The sequence below is a fragment of the Bacillus sp. FSL W8-0848 genome, assembly GCF_038007805.1.
GTDB classification, from domain to species: domain Bacteria; phylum Bacillota; class Bacilli; order Bacillales; family Bacillaceae; genus Bacillus; species Bacillus glycinifermentans.
Map to the genome: position 1 here is coordinate 1,687,245 of NZ_JBBOYB010000001.1, position 16,125 is coordinate 1,703,369.

18 protein-coding genes are annotated in these 16,125 nt (G+C 45.9%); 13 read left to right on the top strand and 5 right to left on the bottom strand.

Features of this window, described 5'->3' with window-relative positions:
- Positions 1–163: 163 nt before the first annotated feature.
- Both NSQ39_RS08905 and NSQ39_RS08910 read left to right on the top strand, forming a co-directional pair.
- Complete coding sequence (locus NSQ39_RS08905) at positions 164–802, top strand: DUF1796 family putative cysteine peptidase (RefSeq protein WP_175075082.1); 639 nt, start codon at positions 164–166, stop codon at positions 800–802.
- 41 nt (positions 803–843) lie between these two features.
- Complete coding sequence (locus NSQ39_RS08910) at positions 844–1,830, top strand: polysaccharide biosynthesis protein (RefSeq protein WP_175075083.1); 987 nt, start codon at positions 844–846, stop codon at positions 1,828–1,830.
- Between the two features lie 135 nt (positions 1,831–1,965).
- Here the strand turns inward: NSQ39_RS08910 and NSQ39_RS08915 are convergent, their stop codons facing one another.
- Both NSQ39_RS08915 and NSQ39_RS08920 read right to left on the bottom strand, forming a co-directional pair.
- On the bottom strand, positions 1,966–2,616 hold the full coding sequence (locus tag NSQ39_RS08915; protein ID WP_216898595.1) for a lysozyme family protein: 651 nt from the start codon (positions 2,614–2,616) through the stop codon (positions 1,966–1,968).
- 81 nt (positions 2,617–2,697) lie between these two features.
- Positions 2,698–4,044: an APC family permease gene (locus NSQ39_RS08920; RefSeq protein WP_175075085.1), complete on the bottom strand. Its 1,347-nt coding sequence runs from the start codon at positions 4,042–4,044 to the stop codon at positions 2,698–2,700.
- Between the two features lie 161 nt (positions 4,045–4,205).
- Here NSQ39_RS08920 and NSQ39_RS08925 point away from each other — a divergent pair, with 161 nt between their 5' ends.
- A complete protein-coding gene (locus NSQ39_RS08925) occupies positions 4,206–4,457 on the top strand; it encodes a YnfE family protein (RefSeq protein ID WP_046132887.1) in 252 nt (83 codons plus the stop codon).
- 644 nt (positions 4,458–5,101) lie between these two features.
- Positions 5,102–5,434 carry a Zn(II)-responsive metalloregulatory transcriptional repressor CzrA gene (gene czrA / locus NSQ39_RS08930; RefSeq protein ID WP_046132918.1) on the top strand — a complete coding sequence of 111 codons (333 nt, stop codon included), beginning with the start codon at positions 5,102–5,104 and terminating at the stop codon, positions 5,432–5,434.
- 40 nt (positions 5,435–5,474) lie between these two features.
- Here the strand turns inward: czrA and NSQ39_RS08935 are convergent, their stop codons facing one another.
- Positions 5,475–6,068, bottom strand: a complete 594-nt coding sequence (locus tag NSQ39_RS08935; protein WP_231947350.1) for a sporulation protein — start codon at positions 6,066–6,068, stop codon at positions 5,475–5,477.
- Positions 6,069–6,151: 83 nt separating this feature from the next.
- Here NSQ39_RS08935 and NSQ39_RS08940 point away from each other — a divergent pair, with 83 nt between their 5' ends.
- The 8 genes from NSQ39_RS08940 to NSQ39_RS08980 all read left to right on the top strand — a co-directional run bounded on the left by NSQ39_RS08940 (position 6,152) and on the right by NSQ39_RS08980 (position 12,043).
- Positions 6,152–7,087 carry a helix-turn-helix transcriptional regulator gene (locus tag NSQ39_RS08940; protein WP_175075086.1) on the top strand — a complete coding sequence of 312 codons (936 nt, stop codon included), beginning with the start codon at positions 6,152–6,154 and terminating at the stop codon, positions 7,085–7,087.
- Positions 7,088–7,942: 855 nt separating this feature from the next.
- Positions 7,943–8,230: a zinc ribbon domain-containing protein gene (locus NSQ39_RS08950; protein ID WP_046132888.1), complete on the top strand. Its 288-nt coding sequence runs from the start codon at positions 7,943–7,945 to the stop codon at positions 8,228–8,230.
- Entirely contained in the window at positions 8,227–8,682 is a 456-nt protein-coding gene (locus NSQ39_RS08955) for a GyrI-like domain-containing protein (RefSeq protein WP_175075087.1), read from the top strand. The genes NSQ39_RS08950 and NSQ39_RS08955 overlap by 4 nt, the downstream gene beginning before the upstream one ends.
- Positions 8,683–8,764: 82 nt before the next feature.
- Complete coding sequence (locus tag NSQ39_RS08960; RefSeq protein ID WP_175075088.1) at positions 8,765–9,481, top strand: MBL fold metallo-hydrolase; 717 nt, start codon at positions 8,765–8,767, stop codon at positions 9,479–9,481.
- 5 nt (positions 9,482–9,486) lie between these two features.
- Positions 9,487–10,059: a TetR/AcrR family transcriptional regulator gene (locus NSQ39_RS08965; protein ID WP_175075089.1), complete on the top strand. Its 573-nt coding sequence runs from the start codon at positions 9,487–9,489 to the stop codon at positions 10,057–10,059.
- A gap of 302 nt (positions 10,060–10,361) precedes the next feature.
- Complete coding sequence (locus NSQ39_RS08970) at positions 10,362–10,847, top strand: DinB family protein (protein ID WP_046132920.1); 486 nt, start codon at positions 10,362–10,364, stop codon at positions 10,845–10,847.
- Between the two features lie 175 nt (positions 10,848–11,022).
- Entirely contained in the window at positions 11,023–11,622 is a 600-nt protein-coding gene (locus NSQ39_RS08975; RefSeq protein WP_216898597.1) for a TetR/AcrR family transcriptional regulator, read from the top strand.
- Positions 11,623–11,632: 10 nt separating this feature from the next.
- Positions 11,633–12,043 carry a DUF5367 family protein gene (locus NSQ39_RS08980; RefSeq protein WP_046132893.1) on the top strand — a complete coding sequence of 137 codons (411 nt, stop codon included), beginning with the start codon at positions 11,633–11,635 and terminating at the stop codon, positions 12,041–12,043.
- 57 nt (positions 12,044–12,100) lie between these two features.
- Here the strand turns inward: NSQ39_RS08980 and NSQ39_RS08985 are convergent, their stop codons facing one another.
- Positions 12,101–13,429, bottom strand: a complete 1,329-nt coding sequence (locus tag NSQ39_RS08985; protein ID WP_175075092.1) for a S8 family peptidase — start codon at positions 13,427–13,429, stop codon at positions 12,101–12,103.
- 222 nt (positions 13,430–13,651) lie between these two features.
- Here NSQ39_RS08985 and csaA point away from each other — a divergent pair, with 222 nt between their 5' ends.
- Positions 13,652–13,984 carry a chaperone CsaA gene (gene csaA, locus NSQ39_RS08990; RefSeq protein ID WP_175075093.1) on the top strand — a complete coding sequence of 111 codons (333 nt, stop codon included), beginning with the start codon at positions 13,652–13,654 and terminating at the stop codon, positions 13,982–13,984.
- A 42-nt stretch (positions 13,985–14,026) separates the two neighbouring features.
- Here csaA and tlpB read toward each other — a convergent pair whose 3' ends face one another.
- Positions 14,027–16,015, bottom strand: a complete 1,989-nt coding sequence (gene tlpB / locus NSQ39_RS08995) for a methyl-accepting chemotaxis protein TlpB (RefSeq protein WP_438823799.1) — start codon at positions 16,013–16,015, stop codon at positions 14,027–14,029.
- Between the last annotated feature and the right edge of the window lie 110 nt (positions 16,016–16,125).

Here is a 16,125-nt window from a genome sequence, read left to right on the forward strand (position 1 = left end):
TTCCGGCTTTCAATCTCCTTATCCCAAACCCTCCTAAAGTAGGTGGTTGTCTTTTACCTTTCTCTATCATGAAGCATACAATACTAAAAAGTACCATACGAGACAGCTTCGCGATTTCCTATTACAAGCAGCCGTGTAACAGGAGGAAAGGGGAGTTGGAAATATGAATTTGCAAGAAATGAAGGGTCAATATGATGCCGTTTTTAGCTTAGGGCACCTTTGTCTGTCGGCCATCCAGCTTAGAAAAAATAATTTGAGGCCGTTTGCAGGTCCTATTGACTGGATGACGTCTCATTCCTTGGCAGACGTCAACCGCCTTCTTCGAAATCGGTTTTCCGATTTTATGAGACCAGTAAATCTAAGGGTGCTAGGCTATAACACCGGTGAAAAAGAAGAAGGTTCTACGATCTATGTAAGAGATGACTATTATGGTGTTGAATCCGTTCACGATTTTGATGCAGATCAAAATACACTCGATGATTTAATGACGTACCCTGAGGTGATGGAAAAATACAACAGAAGGATCAACCGCTTTATGGAACAAATGTCGGAGAGCAATCGCATTCTTTTCGTCAGAACGGAAGGAAGCCTTGAAGAGGCGCGGGAGCTTGAACTCGTTTTATCGGAATTGGTTCAGCATGACTTTAGCGTCCTTTTCGTGCGTCATACAGACGTCACCGGCATTGTCGAAATTGATTGGCCGCTTGAGAAAATTTGCGCTGTAGAATTGCCTGATACGGAAATATGGGAGGGCAATAATGCTTTATGGTCAGAGCTGTTTGAAGGAATCACACTCGTTTAACCAGCTATATTTCATTCAAGTATACTCAAGGAGGAAAAGGGATGTTTGAGAATAAAGTCGTTTTCATTACCGGGGGAACAGGCTCATGGGGCCATGAGCTTATCCTTCAATTATTATCTTTAAATCCGAAAAAAATCATTGTATTTTCTAGAAATGAAGAGAGACAAGTACAGATGAGAAGGCTGATCGAAGATCCGAGGCTTTCGTTTTTCATCGGGGACATCCGCGATCGAAAAGCGCTGGTCGCCGGGCTTAAAGGAGTCGATTACGTCTTTCATTTAGCGGCGCTGAAGCATGTGCCCGTCTGCGAGGAACAGCCGCTTGAAGCATTGAAAACGAATGTGACGGGAACCGAAAACGTCATCGAAGCAGCAATTGAAAACGGCGTAAAAAAAGTAATCAATGTTTCAACTGACAAAGCGGCTGATCCCGTTAATTTCTACGGCATGACAAAAGCGATCGGCGAAAAGCTCATCATTTATGCCAACCATTTACATTCAGACACTGCCTTTATCTGCGTCAGGGGAGGGAATGTGCTCGGAAGCAGCGAAAGCGTCCTTCAGCTTTTTAAAGATCAAATTAAGCAAAAGAACGAAGTAAGTATCACGGATAAAAGAATGACCCGCTTCTTCTTAACAAAAGAAAAAACGATCCAGCTTTTATTACAGGCAGCTGTTCAAGGAAAAGGCGGGGAGATTTTCATCATGAATTCACCTGCATGCAGAATTTTGGATATGGCGGAAGTCTTAATCGAGACATACGGAGACCATAATACGTCAATCGTCGAAAGCGGTGCAAGACCTGGGGAAAAGCTTCATGAACTGCTGATTTCCGGGCACGAACACCAGCATGCCGTTTCGCTGACGGATGATCTTTCGGTCGTGCTGCCTTCGATCCAAATTCCGGAATTAAGTACACATTACGCCGGCTGCAGATCTCTGCAAACGGAAAAATTAAGCTCAAAAGACTTTTTAATCTCAAAAGAAGAAGTAAAAGAGATGTTGAAAGAGGGCGGATTTTTATCATGATGACGGGGGAGTAAAGTCACTCATCATGTGCGGACTTTAAAAAGCATGGCATGCATTTTGCAGGCGATGCTTATGTTCGCTGGTTCATAAAGGCGAACCGGGCGCCGATTTAAAAACGCCCAGTCCGTAAATGGTTTACTGTCCAAGTGTTAAACCTTTGATTCTTTCTTCCACTTTTTTCGTTCGTTCCATTACTTTTTCCGTATAAGAGTAATCCCCGTAGCAGTAAGGGTAGCGGAAGTTGTTTTTATTTCCGCCGCAGTTATACAGATCGGGGTTCTTTTTTACTTGCTTTTCGGAAAATTCCTTTGCCAGTTTCTCAGTGTGTTTTCCGCCGTGCTTTGAGACGTAATCGATGTAGCCGGATCCCATATTGTAGCTTTGGATGATCGTTGCTAGATCGACTCCTTTTCTCTGTCCCGTTTTGTACATAACGGAAAAATGGTGCACACCTTGTTTGATGCTTGTCTCCGGGTCGTTAATTTCATTTCTTTTCAAGCCGAGAGATTCTGACGATTGCATCGGATCTTTGCCTCTGCCTTTCGACTCTTGATAGATTATTCCTAACAAGAGAGAGGTGTATTGTTCCAGTCCCTCTTTCTCAAGCTCTTTTTGTACAAGAGGCTTGTAATCTGTTAATCTCTCCATAATATTGGTCTCAGTGTCAAGAGGAAGCCATTTCAGCTGTTCCTGACCGTTGAGGGCCAAGAACAGGATCAAGGGAACGAGCACAAAAAAACACAAACAGCCAGCTCCGGCAAAACACCCTGATTTCTTTCTTTTCAACGGTTTCACCTCTGTAAAGCCCTAATCAGTACACAGCCTTTTTATTATGACACATCTTGATCTTAAGACCAAGCGATTTTATCAGCGCTTCTGATGATAATCTCTGTCAAATCCAAGCGTGATGTCCGGAAGTGACCGAACCCTGAACCAGAAATACAAAAATCCGGCAATCAGCCAGACAGCGCCGATGATCAACGCGTTCTTGCTGATGCTCAAAAGCAGCCAGCCGCAAAAGGCGGCGCCTAAAAAAGGGAGGATCAAATAGCGCAGCGTGTTTAAAACGCCTTTTTGCCTCCGGCGGATATAGTAATGGGCAATGACAGACAGGTGAACAAATATAAAGCCGATCAAAGCGCCAAAACTGATGAACGAATAAATAACCTCCAATTCTCCTATCATGGCCGTCAGCGAAATCAGCCCGATAAAGACGATATTAAAAACCGGGGTTTTCAGTGTCGGATGAATATATCCGAAGAAACGCTTCGGCAAAGAGCTGTCGCGGCCCATCGCGTACAAAAGCCTTGAAGCGCTCGCATGCGACGAAAGGGAGGAAGAAATGACCGCTACCATAGTGCCCGCCAAAAAGAAAGAACGCAAAAAAGCGCCTCCCGCATAATAAGCAATTTCCAGCGATGCCGAATCGGCATGGCGGAAGCTTCCATAATGCGGATAGATTTGCTGCATCAAATAACTGATGGCGGTAAACAGCATTCCTCCGATCGCTACCGTTAAGAAGATAGCCAGAGGAATATTCTTTTTCGGCTGAATCGTCTCTTCTGACATCGTCGAAATTGCGTCAAATCCCAAAAACGAAAAACATAAAATCGTCGCCCCCGAGACGATAAGGGAAGGCTCCATATCCGGCTGATAAAACGGGGCCGCTGATACAAGTTCGCCTGAACCGAGGCCGCTTGAAAGCCCTGTGATCATAAAACCCGCAAATGTTAAAGCGACGATCACTTGGAAGGTGACAAACAAGGCTGTAATGCTCGCTGTCAATTTGATGCCCAAAATATTGACGGCCGTGATCGCCGAAGCGAGCAGAATCACCCAAAAGCCGTGGGGAACCTCTGGAAAGGCTGCTGACAAATAGGCGCTGCCGATCGCGAAGTTAACCATTGGCAAAAACAGATAATCGAGCATAATCGTCCAGCCCGCGATAAATCCCGCGCGGGGATGGATGCTTTCAAACGCATACGTATAAGCCGATCCGGCTTTCGGATAGGCTTTGACCATTTTGCCATAGCTTAATGCGGTCAATAGTAAAGCGGCAACCGTGAAAATATACGCCGCCGGAACATGTCCCTTTGTCATTTGGGCAACTACCCCGTATGAATCAAATACGACGAGCGGGTCCATATATGCCAGCCCAATGACGACAAGCGGGAGGAGGGTAAGGCTTCGTTTAAGCGCAGTTTCGTTTTTCAATGACTTATAAAACTCCTTATGATGTTAATTGTAAATTAAGACATATTTTAAATGTTTTTTGCCATGCTAGCAACCGTATAAAACGCCTTTTTTTCGTATAAAAACTCACGGTTAGGCAAATGCTTTTGACTGATCTTCAAAAAGCGAGGAGAATGTAACATATGGAAGAATTAAAAGGATATGTAGAAGCCGTAAAGAGGAATATGGAAACGATGAATGCAGCCGATTATGACGGGAAAGAAGACGATTTGAGAAGACAGCAGGAAGAAATCGAAAGGTATGAACGGCTGTTGAAAGAGCAGAGCATATCAGCCGAGGCATTTGACCGAATCGTGAGCGCCGCCGTTGATTATGCGGCGGGAGACATTCCTTTTTCACAGCTGGAACATGTCTATGAGGAGAAAAGCATCTAGCATCCGGGGCTTCCTGGATGTTCTTTTTATGCCATTGGAAAAAATATATATGGACAACTTGCGGTATTCAATATAAAAACCATGGCGCCGCCGGCGCGAATGACAGTATATCAATCCCGCCGGCCCGCCATACGATTGCATCCTGAATGGCGAATCGCACTTATTGGAGCGCACCATGGACAATTTATTGGATAACGCTGCCAGACACCCATCTTCCCAAGGTAACATTACGGTTCGCTGCAATAAAAGTTGGCAGTGCGCGATACGGGGCCGGGCTTCTCCGCGGAAGACTGCAACGCGTTTTCGAACTTTTATATCGCGGTGAAGGATCAAGAAGTCGTTTAACCGGAGGCAGCGGATTAGGGTTGACCTTTTCACAAAGGAGTTTTTTAGGCGGCACGGAGGCGACCCTGCCGCAGAAAACCGTTCGGAGGGTGGAGCGCTGCTAACTTGAGGGATACCTGCAGCAGTGCGTCATGTTGGACGGGACGCAAGTGCCATCGACCGCTTTCGGTGAGTCTGCTGAAGTGATACTGTTAAATACAGCGCTAGACTGTAACCTGAATCGTTCTGAAAACTTTTCAATCCGCTGTATTTTGGTATATGATAAATAAGGGAAAATGACGTGCGGAAAAGGTGAAAATATGAAAGAGCAAAATCAAGACATACAAGAAGAACAAGATCTGTTTGCATTAGATGAAGAAACTTTATTTCTCGTCTCACAGACGTTTAAAGCGCTCTCAGATCCTACGAGAATTAAAATTCTCCATCTGCTGTCACAGGGGGAGCATTCGGTGAATGAAATTGCAGAAAAGCTGAGCCTTCTTCAGTCAACCGTATCCCATCAGCTGAGATTTTTAAAAAATCTTCGCCTCGTGAAATCGAGAAGAGCGGGAACCTCTATTTTTTATTCGCCTGAGGATCAGCACGTGCTTGATGTTCTTCAGCAAATGATCGATCATACGCAGCATGACTGACAGGATAAAAGGCAAACCCTAATCTTTTAGAGTTTGCCTTTTATATTGAACGGTTTTCTGCAACTTTTCCTTTTTTCAAAATAAAAAAAGAGAAGCCGACATAATAAACGGCAAGTACAAAAAAGCCGATCATTGTGGCCGGATCCTGCGCAAAAAACGTTCCGTACGCAGATCCTCCGCTTTGAATCGTTTGCAGGCGATTGATTTCGATAAGGCGCGATAGAAAACGGTATAAAAATAAGCAAAGGACAATCAGTTCAACCCATAAATGAGTCCGGAAATAGATCACCCCCTCGCGGTTCTCGATAGATAGATGCTTGAGCGCATAGATCGTAAGCAATAGCCCGAGCAGAATGCCGATCAAATCGTAAAGGTATGACAGCGGATGCAGGGAGCTCATCGTCAACAGTGTAATGAATACTCCCGAAAAAAGAACGATTCTGAATATCATCCGCGCTTTTTTTAATGGCTGAAAACCGATGGAGCGCTTTACTTTTATATAAACGATCAGACAAATGGCAAAAAACTGCGCAAAATATACGGCGATGCTTTCAACCTCCCTTCTAACCGAGTATATGTACAAACTTGAAAAATCGTACCGTGAAATCCGATTTTCAAGTTCAAAATAGGCCATGAGTTCTTGTTTTTGTTATTTAATGCTAAAATGCTTCTGTGCTATAGTAGAAGAATAAGAGAGGCTAACGGGAGGATGTACTTATGAAAATTGACCGCCTTCTGGCGATTGTCGTTCTGCTCGTCGGCAAAAGGCAGGTTCAGGCGAAGGAGCTTGCCGACATGTTCGAGGTGTCTGTCAGAACGATTTACCGGGATATTGAAACGATCAATCAGGCCGGCATCCCGATCGTTACGTCTCAGGGAGCAGGAGGCGGGATCAGCATAATGGAGCGGTTCCGTCTGGAAAACAAGCTTCTTTCGGCTGACGAGCTTGCTGCCATCTCGACGGCGCTCGAAAGCGTCTCATCGACCTATGAATCGTTTCATCAAGGGGCGGCCCTGCAGAAGATCCGCCAGCTCGTATCAGAGGAAGAACTGCATGAGTTTCGGGAAAAAACGGAAAAATGGTTTTTCGATATTTCTCCATGGGGAGAAAAGAGGATCATAAAGGAAAAGATGCAGCTGTTGAATCAAGCGATCGACAGCTCAAATATCGTATCTTTTATATATGCAAACAAGAAAGGACAAACGGGCAAACGGCTCACAGAACCCCACACCCTTGTGTTAAAGGCAGGCCATTGGTATTTGTATGCTTTTTGCCTTGAAAAGCAAGCGTTCCGTTTCTTTAAGCTGATTCGAATGAAAGACGTGACCGTTCTTTCTGATTCATATAAAAGAAGGGAAATCAACCTCTCTGAGCTCCCATGGGAGAGAACGTGGCATCAGCCTGACAACATGACGGAGATCACGCTTCTCGTCAACCCGTCCGGAGAGCCTTTGGCAAGGGAATGGTTCGGCGCTGAATCCCTTGCATATAAAAATGGGACGTGCATCGTCTCTGTAACATATCCGGAGGATGACTGGCTATTTCGATTTTTGCTTCACTTTGGCACCCATATCGAAGTCCTGCATCCTCCTCACATCCGCCAAAAGGTAAAAGAGTTGGCGAAGCAGGTTGTAGATGTATATAAAACGTGAAGCACCCCTGCTAAGAAGCCGGGGGTGCATTCAACCAAAACTCCCATTTGTTTTTCCGACATCATTTTCGTGTCTGTCATCGTCACTGAACTTGAAAAGCTGCCCGTTTTGAAAATGACTTCTTTCATGTTTATGATGGGGCGACTGAACTTACCTCCCTGATCAGCGGTGAAGTGTTTTACCGAAATGGACTCGGGTGATGGATTTGAAAAATTTTATCTGATTTAAGATGCGTACATCCGCCGTCAGTCCATTTTCGCCTGCACCTTCCAAACGACATTTTTAATATTCACATTTCCGTAAATGTGTAAACCGTCAGCAGCCGGTGCGTCAAGTACGACGCGGCCCCGTCTTCCTCCTTAAACAGCAGTTTTTGGTCTTCTCTTTGATGCCGTCTCCAATTTCCGAACCAGCCTTGAAATGCTTAGATTTTCCGTTATATGTATGATTCTTTCCGGAGGCTGAAGCATTTGCGGTAGAAAGCCTGCCATCAATATCAATTCTGCTAATTTCTTCATCTCTCTACATCCTCCAAAAAGCATTATTTTTACATGAGGAAAAACGTTGCCATCATCTGCAGTGTCTTGCCCTTTCATAACCAAGTAATAGAAATTGTATCTTGAATATGTAAATCAGCTATTTGGAAGCTTATCAAAAACAGGAAGTCTGGAATGAAATCGTTTGTTTTACGAATAATACAATTTTTAAAATTGAGATTTTGAAGGAATGCGAAGGGGGAAAAGACCGCGATTGATTAAGCGGCTGAATCGAACAAAATGTAACCTCAATTTCTGAAAACTTGACACAATGCTGTCATATTACATTTTATATGATCTAGGTAAAGGAGGAATGAACATGGAAACTTTGGTATGTCAAAGCTGCTCTATGCCGATGGCAGGGGAGGCTCTGGGCGGCACGGAAAAGGATGGCGGTAAAAGCCGCGATTATTGTATGTATTGCTATAAGAATGGCGAGTTTAAACAGCCTGATGCAACCCTTGAAGATATGATTAAGATATGCGTGCCGCATTTAATAGAGGGAGGCAGGACAGAGGAGGAAGCGAGGAGGCTCTTAGAAAGCACATTGCCGCATCTGAAGCGCTGGAAATCAACATTGATAAACAGGAAGGAGAGGCGGTCATGAGCTTTTCGCATTTTGAATATTTGGACAAAAAACGGTTCACCGGGATATCGACTGTAACGAGCAACGCGGAGGAAGCGTCAGGGAAGGGCAAAATTGCGGCAATGTGGGAATTGTTCAGCAAGCAAAATGCCATTCCACCAAAGTCTGAGGTCATCGCGCTTTATTCACAGTATGAAACAGACGAGCACGGAACATATTCGTATTCCATCGGAACGTTTGCTGAACAATGCAGGGACGGTCAGGACGTCATCACTCTCCCGGCTTCCTTATACGCCGTCTTCACTTCGAGGCGGGGAAGGTTTGAAGAGGTCGTTTTTGAAACGTGGCAAGAGATTTGGTCATGGAAAGAGAAAGGATTGCGTACGTATACCGGGGATTTCGAGGTTTACGATGAAAGGGCCGCCGATATAGGAAATGCTCAGGTTACCATATATGTGGCCGTTAAAAAATAAATGTCTTGAAAAACTAATGGTATTAGTTTTATAATGAAACTAACGCCATTAGTTTTTTATTTTATTTAAAGAGGTGGAGCTTTTGAGACTGACCCGCTATAATTCGATTTACCAGCTGACATTTTTTCCGTCTATATTTCCCGTCAATTGCTATTTGGCCGAGGAAAAAGACGGTTTAACGCTTATCGATGCCGGACTTCCCGTAAGTAAAAAAGGAATAATGGAGGCCGCTGAAGGTCTTGGCAAACCGATCAAAAGAATTGTGCTGACTCATGCACACGGCGATCATGTTGGATCGCTTGATACGCTCAAACAAGCGATCCCCGGTGTAAAGGTCTTGATTTCTGAACGCGATTCGCGCTTGTTGAGAGGGGACAAATCGCTCTTGGAAGGCGAAGCACAAACACCGATAAAGGGAGATGTCCCGAAAAACATCCGGACAAAGCCGGATCAGTTTTTGTATGACAGCGACCGCGTCGGATCATTGCTTGTGATTGCAACACCGGGGCATACGCCGGGAAGCCTGTCTTTTTTTGATGAAAAAAACGGGGTTCTGATCGCAGGCGATGCTTACCACACAAGAAGCGGGATCACGGTATCGGGACGTTTGAAGCTTTCTTTTCCTTTTCCCGCGCTTGCCACTTGGAGTAAGGAAGAAGCTTTAAAAAGCGCGAAGAAATTATTAGACATCAAACCTAAAGTGCTTGCCACAGGCCACGGCAACATGGCAATAGATCCAATGGAAGGCATGAAAAAGGCGATCGGGGAAGCTGAAGCTTCGCTGAAAAGGAAAGGGTGAAAAAGATGTCTCCGAGAATAGGGCTGAACATGCAGACAATATTGGAAACAGCCGCGTCATTGGCAGACCAGGAAGGGATTCACGCGGTAACATTGGCATCACTTTCAAAAAAACTGAATGTGCGACCGCCGTCTTTATATAATCATGTTGAAGGTCTTGCCGGCATCCGTAAAGAGCTGGCTGTGTTGGGACTGAGGAGCTTTTATGAGGAAATGGCTACAGCGGTTCAGGATGCCGAAAAAGGCGAGGCTGTCTGCAATATGGCCAGAGCTTATGTTGCATTCGCCAGAAACCGCCCCGGACTGTATGAAGCGACTCTGTTGAAACCGGCGGATGATGACAAACGGATCGAAGAGGCCGGCGAGAGAATCGTCAACCTGGCCCTCTCGGTGTTAAAGGATTACCAATTAGACGACGTGTCAGCCATTCATGCAGTGAGGGGCTTGAGGAGCATTATGCATGGATTTGCAACACTTATGCAAATTCGCGCTTTCGGGCTTCCGTACGATATTGAAGACAGTCTGAAGATGACGGTCCGGGCTTTTTTGGCGGGTCTTGACGCCAGCCGGATCAAATGAGGGGAAAGGCATCCTGAGAAAATGGATTTAGAAAATTCCGAATCGTTTACTTTTTCCTGAAAGTTTAGTATCATGGGATTAAGACTCAAGAAGCATTTCTGAGTCGTAGGTATTATATGGCTTAACCAGCCACCTTCCTGCCTTGGCGAAAGCCAAGGATTTTTTTGCCGTAACCGAACCGTCAATTTTTAAAAAAAGGATTACGGGGCTTGGACAGAGAAAATAAAAAAACAGAGCAGCCTTGGTGCAACAGGCAGATGGAAAAGGCGAAAAAGGCTCTGAAAACGGGCAGGAGGGTTGTTATGCTGAAAAATGTTTTTCTGAATCAATTGAAAGCATGCTATAACGAAACGACTTGGTTTGTTTGTTTTCAAACGGCCGCTGAAGGCCTGACCGAGAGTCAGGCAAAGCAAAAAGGCGAAGGCACAGAAAATTCGATTATGGAAATCACCAATCATTTAATTTTTTATAATGAACGGTATTTAAAGCGGTTTAAAGGAATTCCCGTCCCGGCGTTTGACTATACCATCGATGATACGTTCATCAACAAAAGCGGACTTGGGTGGGAAGAGAGCAGAAAGGATCTGGACCGCATTTATTCCGAATGGATAGAAGCGCTTGCCTCTTGCGACGAAACGAAGCTGACCAAGCCGGCAGAACATGATCCGAAACACACCTGGTCGGAAATTCTATCCCTTCTCATTCTCCATAACACCTATCATTTGGGGCAGATCGTGACGATAAGAAAGCAGCAGAAAAGCTGGGATCCTGCAAAAGGTGTAAACTGACGTTCAAGCGCTCGGATAAAACCGCTGTCCGGGCGCTCAAAATAAAGTTAAGAAACCATAAAAATATTATGTAAACTGAAAGGGAGTATCTTCAATTTGAATTGACAAATATTCCTTTCTATATTATATTTTTCTTATAAGAGTTAGTTATTTAAATAACTAAGAAGGTGAGGATATGGCAAGACCTAATGTCACATCAAAAAAAATGCTGATTGATGCTGCCAAAAGGTGCATTGCGGATGAAGGGCTGGAACATTTGACGCTCAAAGCGGTCGCCGAAAAAGCGAAGGTGACGCAGGGTACCGTCTATTATCACTTCCGCACGAAAGAGCAGCTTGTATTCGAGGTGGTGCAGGACGTGTGCTACACGTCGTGGGAACAGTTAAAGACAGGGCGGAAGCCGGCGGAGGAAAAGGTCAAGGAAGGCCTGCTTTCTGCCAAGTCAAGAACGGGTGAGGATTCGTATTATCATCGGCTATTTTTGGAGCTTGTTGTTTCCGGGTTTCGCAATGAAAAGGTGAACAGCCAAATAAGCAAACTGACAGACGATGAAAATACGTTTCTGACGGAGCAGCTTTCTGAGATATGGAAGCGTTCCCCGGTAGAAAGGGTTTCTTTCAAGACATGGGGGATTCTTTTAAACGCATTGATTGACGGTCTTGCGCTGCAGTCAGTGATTTCTCCCGGCTTTTCATCTGAAGAAATATATGGGGAACTTGAGCTTGTTTTACAGCATTTGACCGAAAAAGCCGGCCAACCTGATAGAAAGGAATAGGAGGGGACATATGTTTACGGAAAGAATAGGCCTCGCGCTTCTTTTTTCGTTTCTCGTCTGGCTGGGGGCGACGATGTTTTTTGTACTGTTTGGGGAACAGGTTCTCGCAGACCCCGGCGAACAGCGTTTTTTCGTTAATTTTCTGCTTCTTGAAGCGGGAACGTTTGTCATTCTATACGCGGTCTTGTCTTTGTATCAAAAGCTTGACAGATCACGCTATGCGGCGGTCAAGCTCGGAATTTGGGGTTCGGCGGCCGGATTGTTCATTGACACGTTTTCATTGTGGAACCATTCTCTGATCTTCCCAAAGCTGTCACAAGGCCAGGTGATTGCCTTCGCGATTTGGATGGTATGTGCCTATGCAATGTATCTTATGATCCCGCTCATCCTGACAAGGAAGGAAAAGCAAGACTCGCCATAGTCGTGTTATGTAGCGTTCGCCCGTTTTCAAAATTCAAAACGGGCGAATGTTTCATTTTTAGGCGGAGGGGATTGAATTTTCGGCATTGATATAGCCTGCGCCGTAGATGTTGGCGTCTCTATCCTTCCACAGATCGGCACCTTCCATCAAGAGCCTTTTGACTTCATCCGGTGCGGCGCCCGGTGTTTGCTGGAGAACGAGTGCGGCGATTCCCGCGCAAATCGGAGTGGCCATCGATGTACCGGACATCGTCATATAGTCTGTGCCGACGCGGCTTGATTTTTGCAGCTTATCCAGAAAAGAACCCGGTGAACGAAGCGAAACGATATTGGTTCCCGGCGCTAAAATATCCGGCTTTACCTTGCCGTATATCGTCGGTCCTCTGCTCGAAAAAGAAGCCACATCGTCATCGTCTCTGCTTACCGTATCGCGGTCATCGAGCGCGCCGACGGTAATGACTTTTCCGCTGACGCCGGGGCTTGCTATCGTTTTGGCATCAGGTCCGGAGTTGCCGGCTGCAACACAGACGACAATCCCCGCGTCCCACGCTGCATCTACGGCTTTGACGACCGGATCTTCCTGTTCATTTTCGTATGGAAGCGCATCTGAACCAAGAGACATTGAGATGATATCAATCGGGCGATCGGGATTCTCTTCATTAAATTGTATGCACCAGTCGATCCCGCGAATCACGGTTTCCAGCGATCCAGCCCCCATTTTGTCCAATACTTTTACTCCGATCAGCTCAGCCTCGGGCGCCGGGCCGCTGTATTTTCCGGAAGAAGCAAGTCCGTTTCCTGCTACATCGCCGGCGCAGTGTGTCCCGTGTCCATTGTCATCATAAGGTTCTGTTCTTTGGTTGACAAAGTCGGTAAACGCCCTGATCCTTCCTTCAAGATCAGAATGCGGATAAATTCCTGTGTCCACGACAGCCACTGTGACGCCTTTTCCCGTCAGCGTCCGGTTGTTTCTGACGACTTCCTTGGCATGGCTTGACTCGACGGCGACATCAAGCAAAGCTGTGACTTTCCGGTTTAAATAAATTTTGCGGATGTCTCCGCACTCTGTAAGAAGGGAGTTCAGGACAGCAGGCGTGACTTCGGCGCTGCAGCAATTGATTTTCGGAAAATTATGCTTCATTTTATTTCGTCTTTCCTTGCCTGTCATCTCGTTTACAAAATGGTAGCCACGATGATGACAATCTCCTTCAAATTCGATAATCACCGACATCTTTTTTCGTTTCATCAACATTTTTTCAAACAGGCCGTGAAAAAAACAAGGCGTCCATTTAAAAGGTTTATAGAGCCTTAACACCTTTTCTCTCAGCGGCCGGTCCAATTTGTGGGCGTTGTTGCGAACCATTTGAACCATGTAGGAACCGAACATCAACATCCACCTCATTATCAATTATTCTTTCTTATAATCTATGAATCAGAGGCTGAATCCGTAAAGATGGCTGTCCACATGAAAGGGAAAAGGGGCCGGTTCACTATTGATGATCTTTCTGCATCCTTTGGATCGGAACGGCCCGGCTACGGTTACAAGTTTCATTCGAACAAAATACATGCTATTCTGTTCTTGTATTTGGTAAAACAAGGGGTGATCTAAATGGCAGTGATCGAAGACTTTTTAAAGCTTGATATCCGGATCGGAACGATTGTAAAAGCGGAACATTTTCCGGAGGCGAGGGTGCCGGCGATCAAGCTCGAGGTCGATTTTGGAGAAGAGATCGGCATCAAGCAGTCGAGCGCGCAAATTACGAAACGCTACGCACCGGAAATGCTGGAGGGGAGGCAGGTCGTAGCAGTTGTCAATTTTCCGCCGCGGCGGATTGCCGGGTTTAAATCAGAGGTGCTCGTCCTGGGGGGCGTGCCTGAAAAAGGCGATGTGATCCTATTAACGCCTGATGAAGAAGCGCCGAACGGAACAAGAATCGGGTGAAAAAGAGGCTCTCAGGGATACCCGGAGAGCCTCTTTGCATGATTAGAGCTTGAATTTTTTCGTTAAATCCCTTAGCTCCTCAGCCATTTGTTCAAGCGTTGCGGCAGACGAGCTGATTTCTTCCATCGATGCCAGCTGTTCCTCCGCAGATGCGGCGATGTCCTGAATGCCGGCTGTGCTTTCTCTTGAGACTTCGGCGATATCCCCGACTGCTTCCGAGACGTCCTGCGACCCTTTTGACAGCTGTTCGACCGCTGTATTCATCGTTTGCAGCTTGCCGGCAATCTCATTTGTCATGCCATAAATATGTTTGAAGCTGGCCTCGGTTTCTTCGGTGATTTTCAGCCCTGACATTACCTCATCATTGACCGACTGAAACATTTTCAGCGAATTGTCGATTTCTTTAACGATGTCCTGAATCAAGTCTTCAATCTCCTTTGCCGAGCCTGCCGATTGGGCGGCGAGCTTCCGCACCTCCTCGGCAACGACGGAAAATCCGCGGCCCGACTCCCCGGCACGCGCGGCTTCGATCGCTGCGTTCAGCGCCAGCAAATTCGTCTGATCGGCGATGCCGTTGATGACGCGCAGGATTGCCGTAATATCCTTTGATTTGGCTTCAAGCCCTTTGACGACGCCTTCAGCCTGTTTGACTGAGCGATCGATTGAATTCATCTGGCCGACCGTCTTTTGAACGAGCTCTCCTCCAGATTCGGCAATCTTCGTTGATTTGCTTGACGAGTCTGTAATCGATTCCGTCACTTTCGCCATTTCAAGCAATTTGCTGTTCATTTGACCGAGCTGTTTCGAGCTTGTTTCCACTTTTTCATTTTGGTTTTCCGCCCCGTTTGAGAACTGCTCGATGGCCAGAGTGATGTGTTCCGTCGCCTTGCTCGTCTGATCGGCGCTTGCTGTCAGCTGCTCGGAGGAGGAAGCGACATTATCCACAGATTCTTGGATGGTGCCGATCAATGTGCGGAGCGATTCAGCCATCTCGTTAAAGCTTGTGCCGAGCTGCCCGAATTCGTCTTTGGAACGGACGTCGATGGTTTGCGTCAGATCGCCGCTGCTGATGCTTTTTGCAGATGAAACAAGCTGTCTCAAAGGCTTGCTGATCGCCCGTATGATAAAAAAGACGGCCATGCCTCCGAGAATCATCGCGCCGGCGAGAATGACGACGGCCATATGAAGGACCGGCTTTGAAGCATCTGTCATTTCATCCCCAAAGATCGTACCGGCGATTTTCCAACCGGTTAATTTGTTTGTTGCAAAGACCATCTGTCCGTCTTTGCCTTCGGAGACGTAGTGCAGTTTGCCTTTTTCCTTGCCGTACGCTTCTTTCACCCAGCCTCCTTCACCTTCAGTGCCTGCGGCGATCTTCGGATGGGCGATGTATGTCTTTTCCGAGCTTAAAATAAATGCAAAACCGTTTTTTCCGATTTTGACGGCCTTCGTCGCTTTAATCAGCTCGTCGATATTTAAGCTGAGCGCGGCAACTCCTGATCCATCTTCATTTTGTTTGGCGATGGTGATGACGGTATTGCCTGTGGCGGCCGACTGATAGGGCTCAGTTACAATCACTTCGCCTTTTTTCTCAAAGGCTTCTTGATACCAGCCCCTTTTAACGGGATCATAATCATCCGGCATTTTTGTATAAGGATACTGGACATAAACGCTGTCTTTTGAACCGGTAAAAACAGCCTCGACATCCTTGTTTTGTTTTGCGTATTGTTCAAATTTTTCTCTGAGGGAAGTCTGGCCTTTTTCCTCATATGCTTTTTTGCGAATCGTTTCACTGAAATAAGCGATCGCATCCGCCTTTTTTTCGACATTTTGGCTGATCATTTTATTTAATTGATCAACGCTGTTGTTCGCGCTCCTCATGATTTCGCCTTCAAGCGAATGTCCAGCGGTGCTGTATGAGCTAAACGCGAGCGCTGAAACAGGGATTGTCAATATACATAAAAATGAAATGATTAACCTTTTTGAAATAGACGGACGCTTGATCCATCCCCATATTTTTCCCATAGTCATAGCTCCTTTGTTCTAGTTTCGACATTTATATCGGTTAAATTTCTTAATTTTGAATCAATTCTGAAAACAACCAAATTTTGTTTTTATGTTTAGGCATTCGGATTATTGTG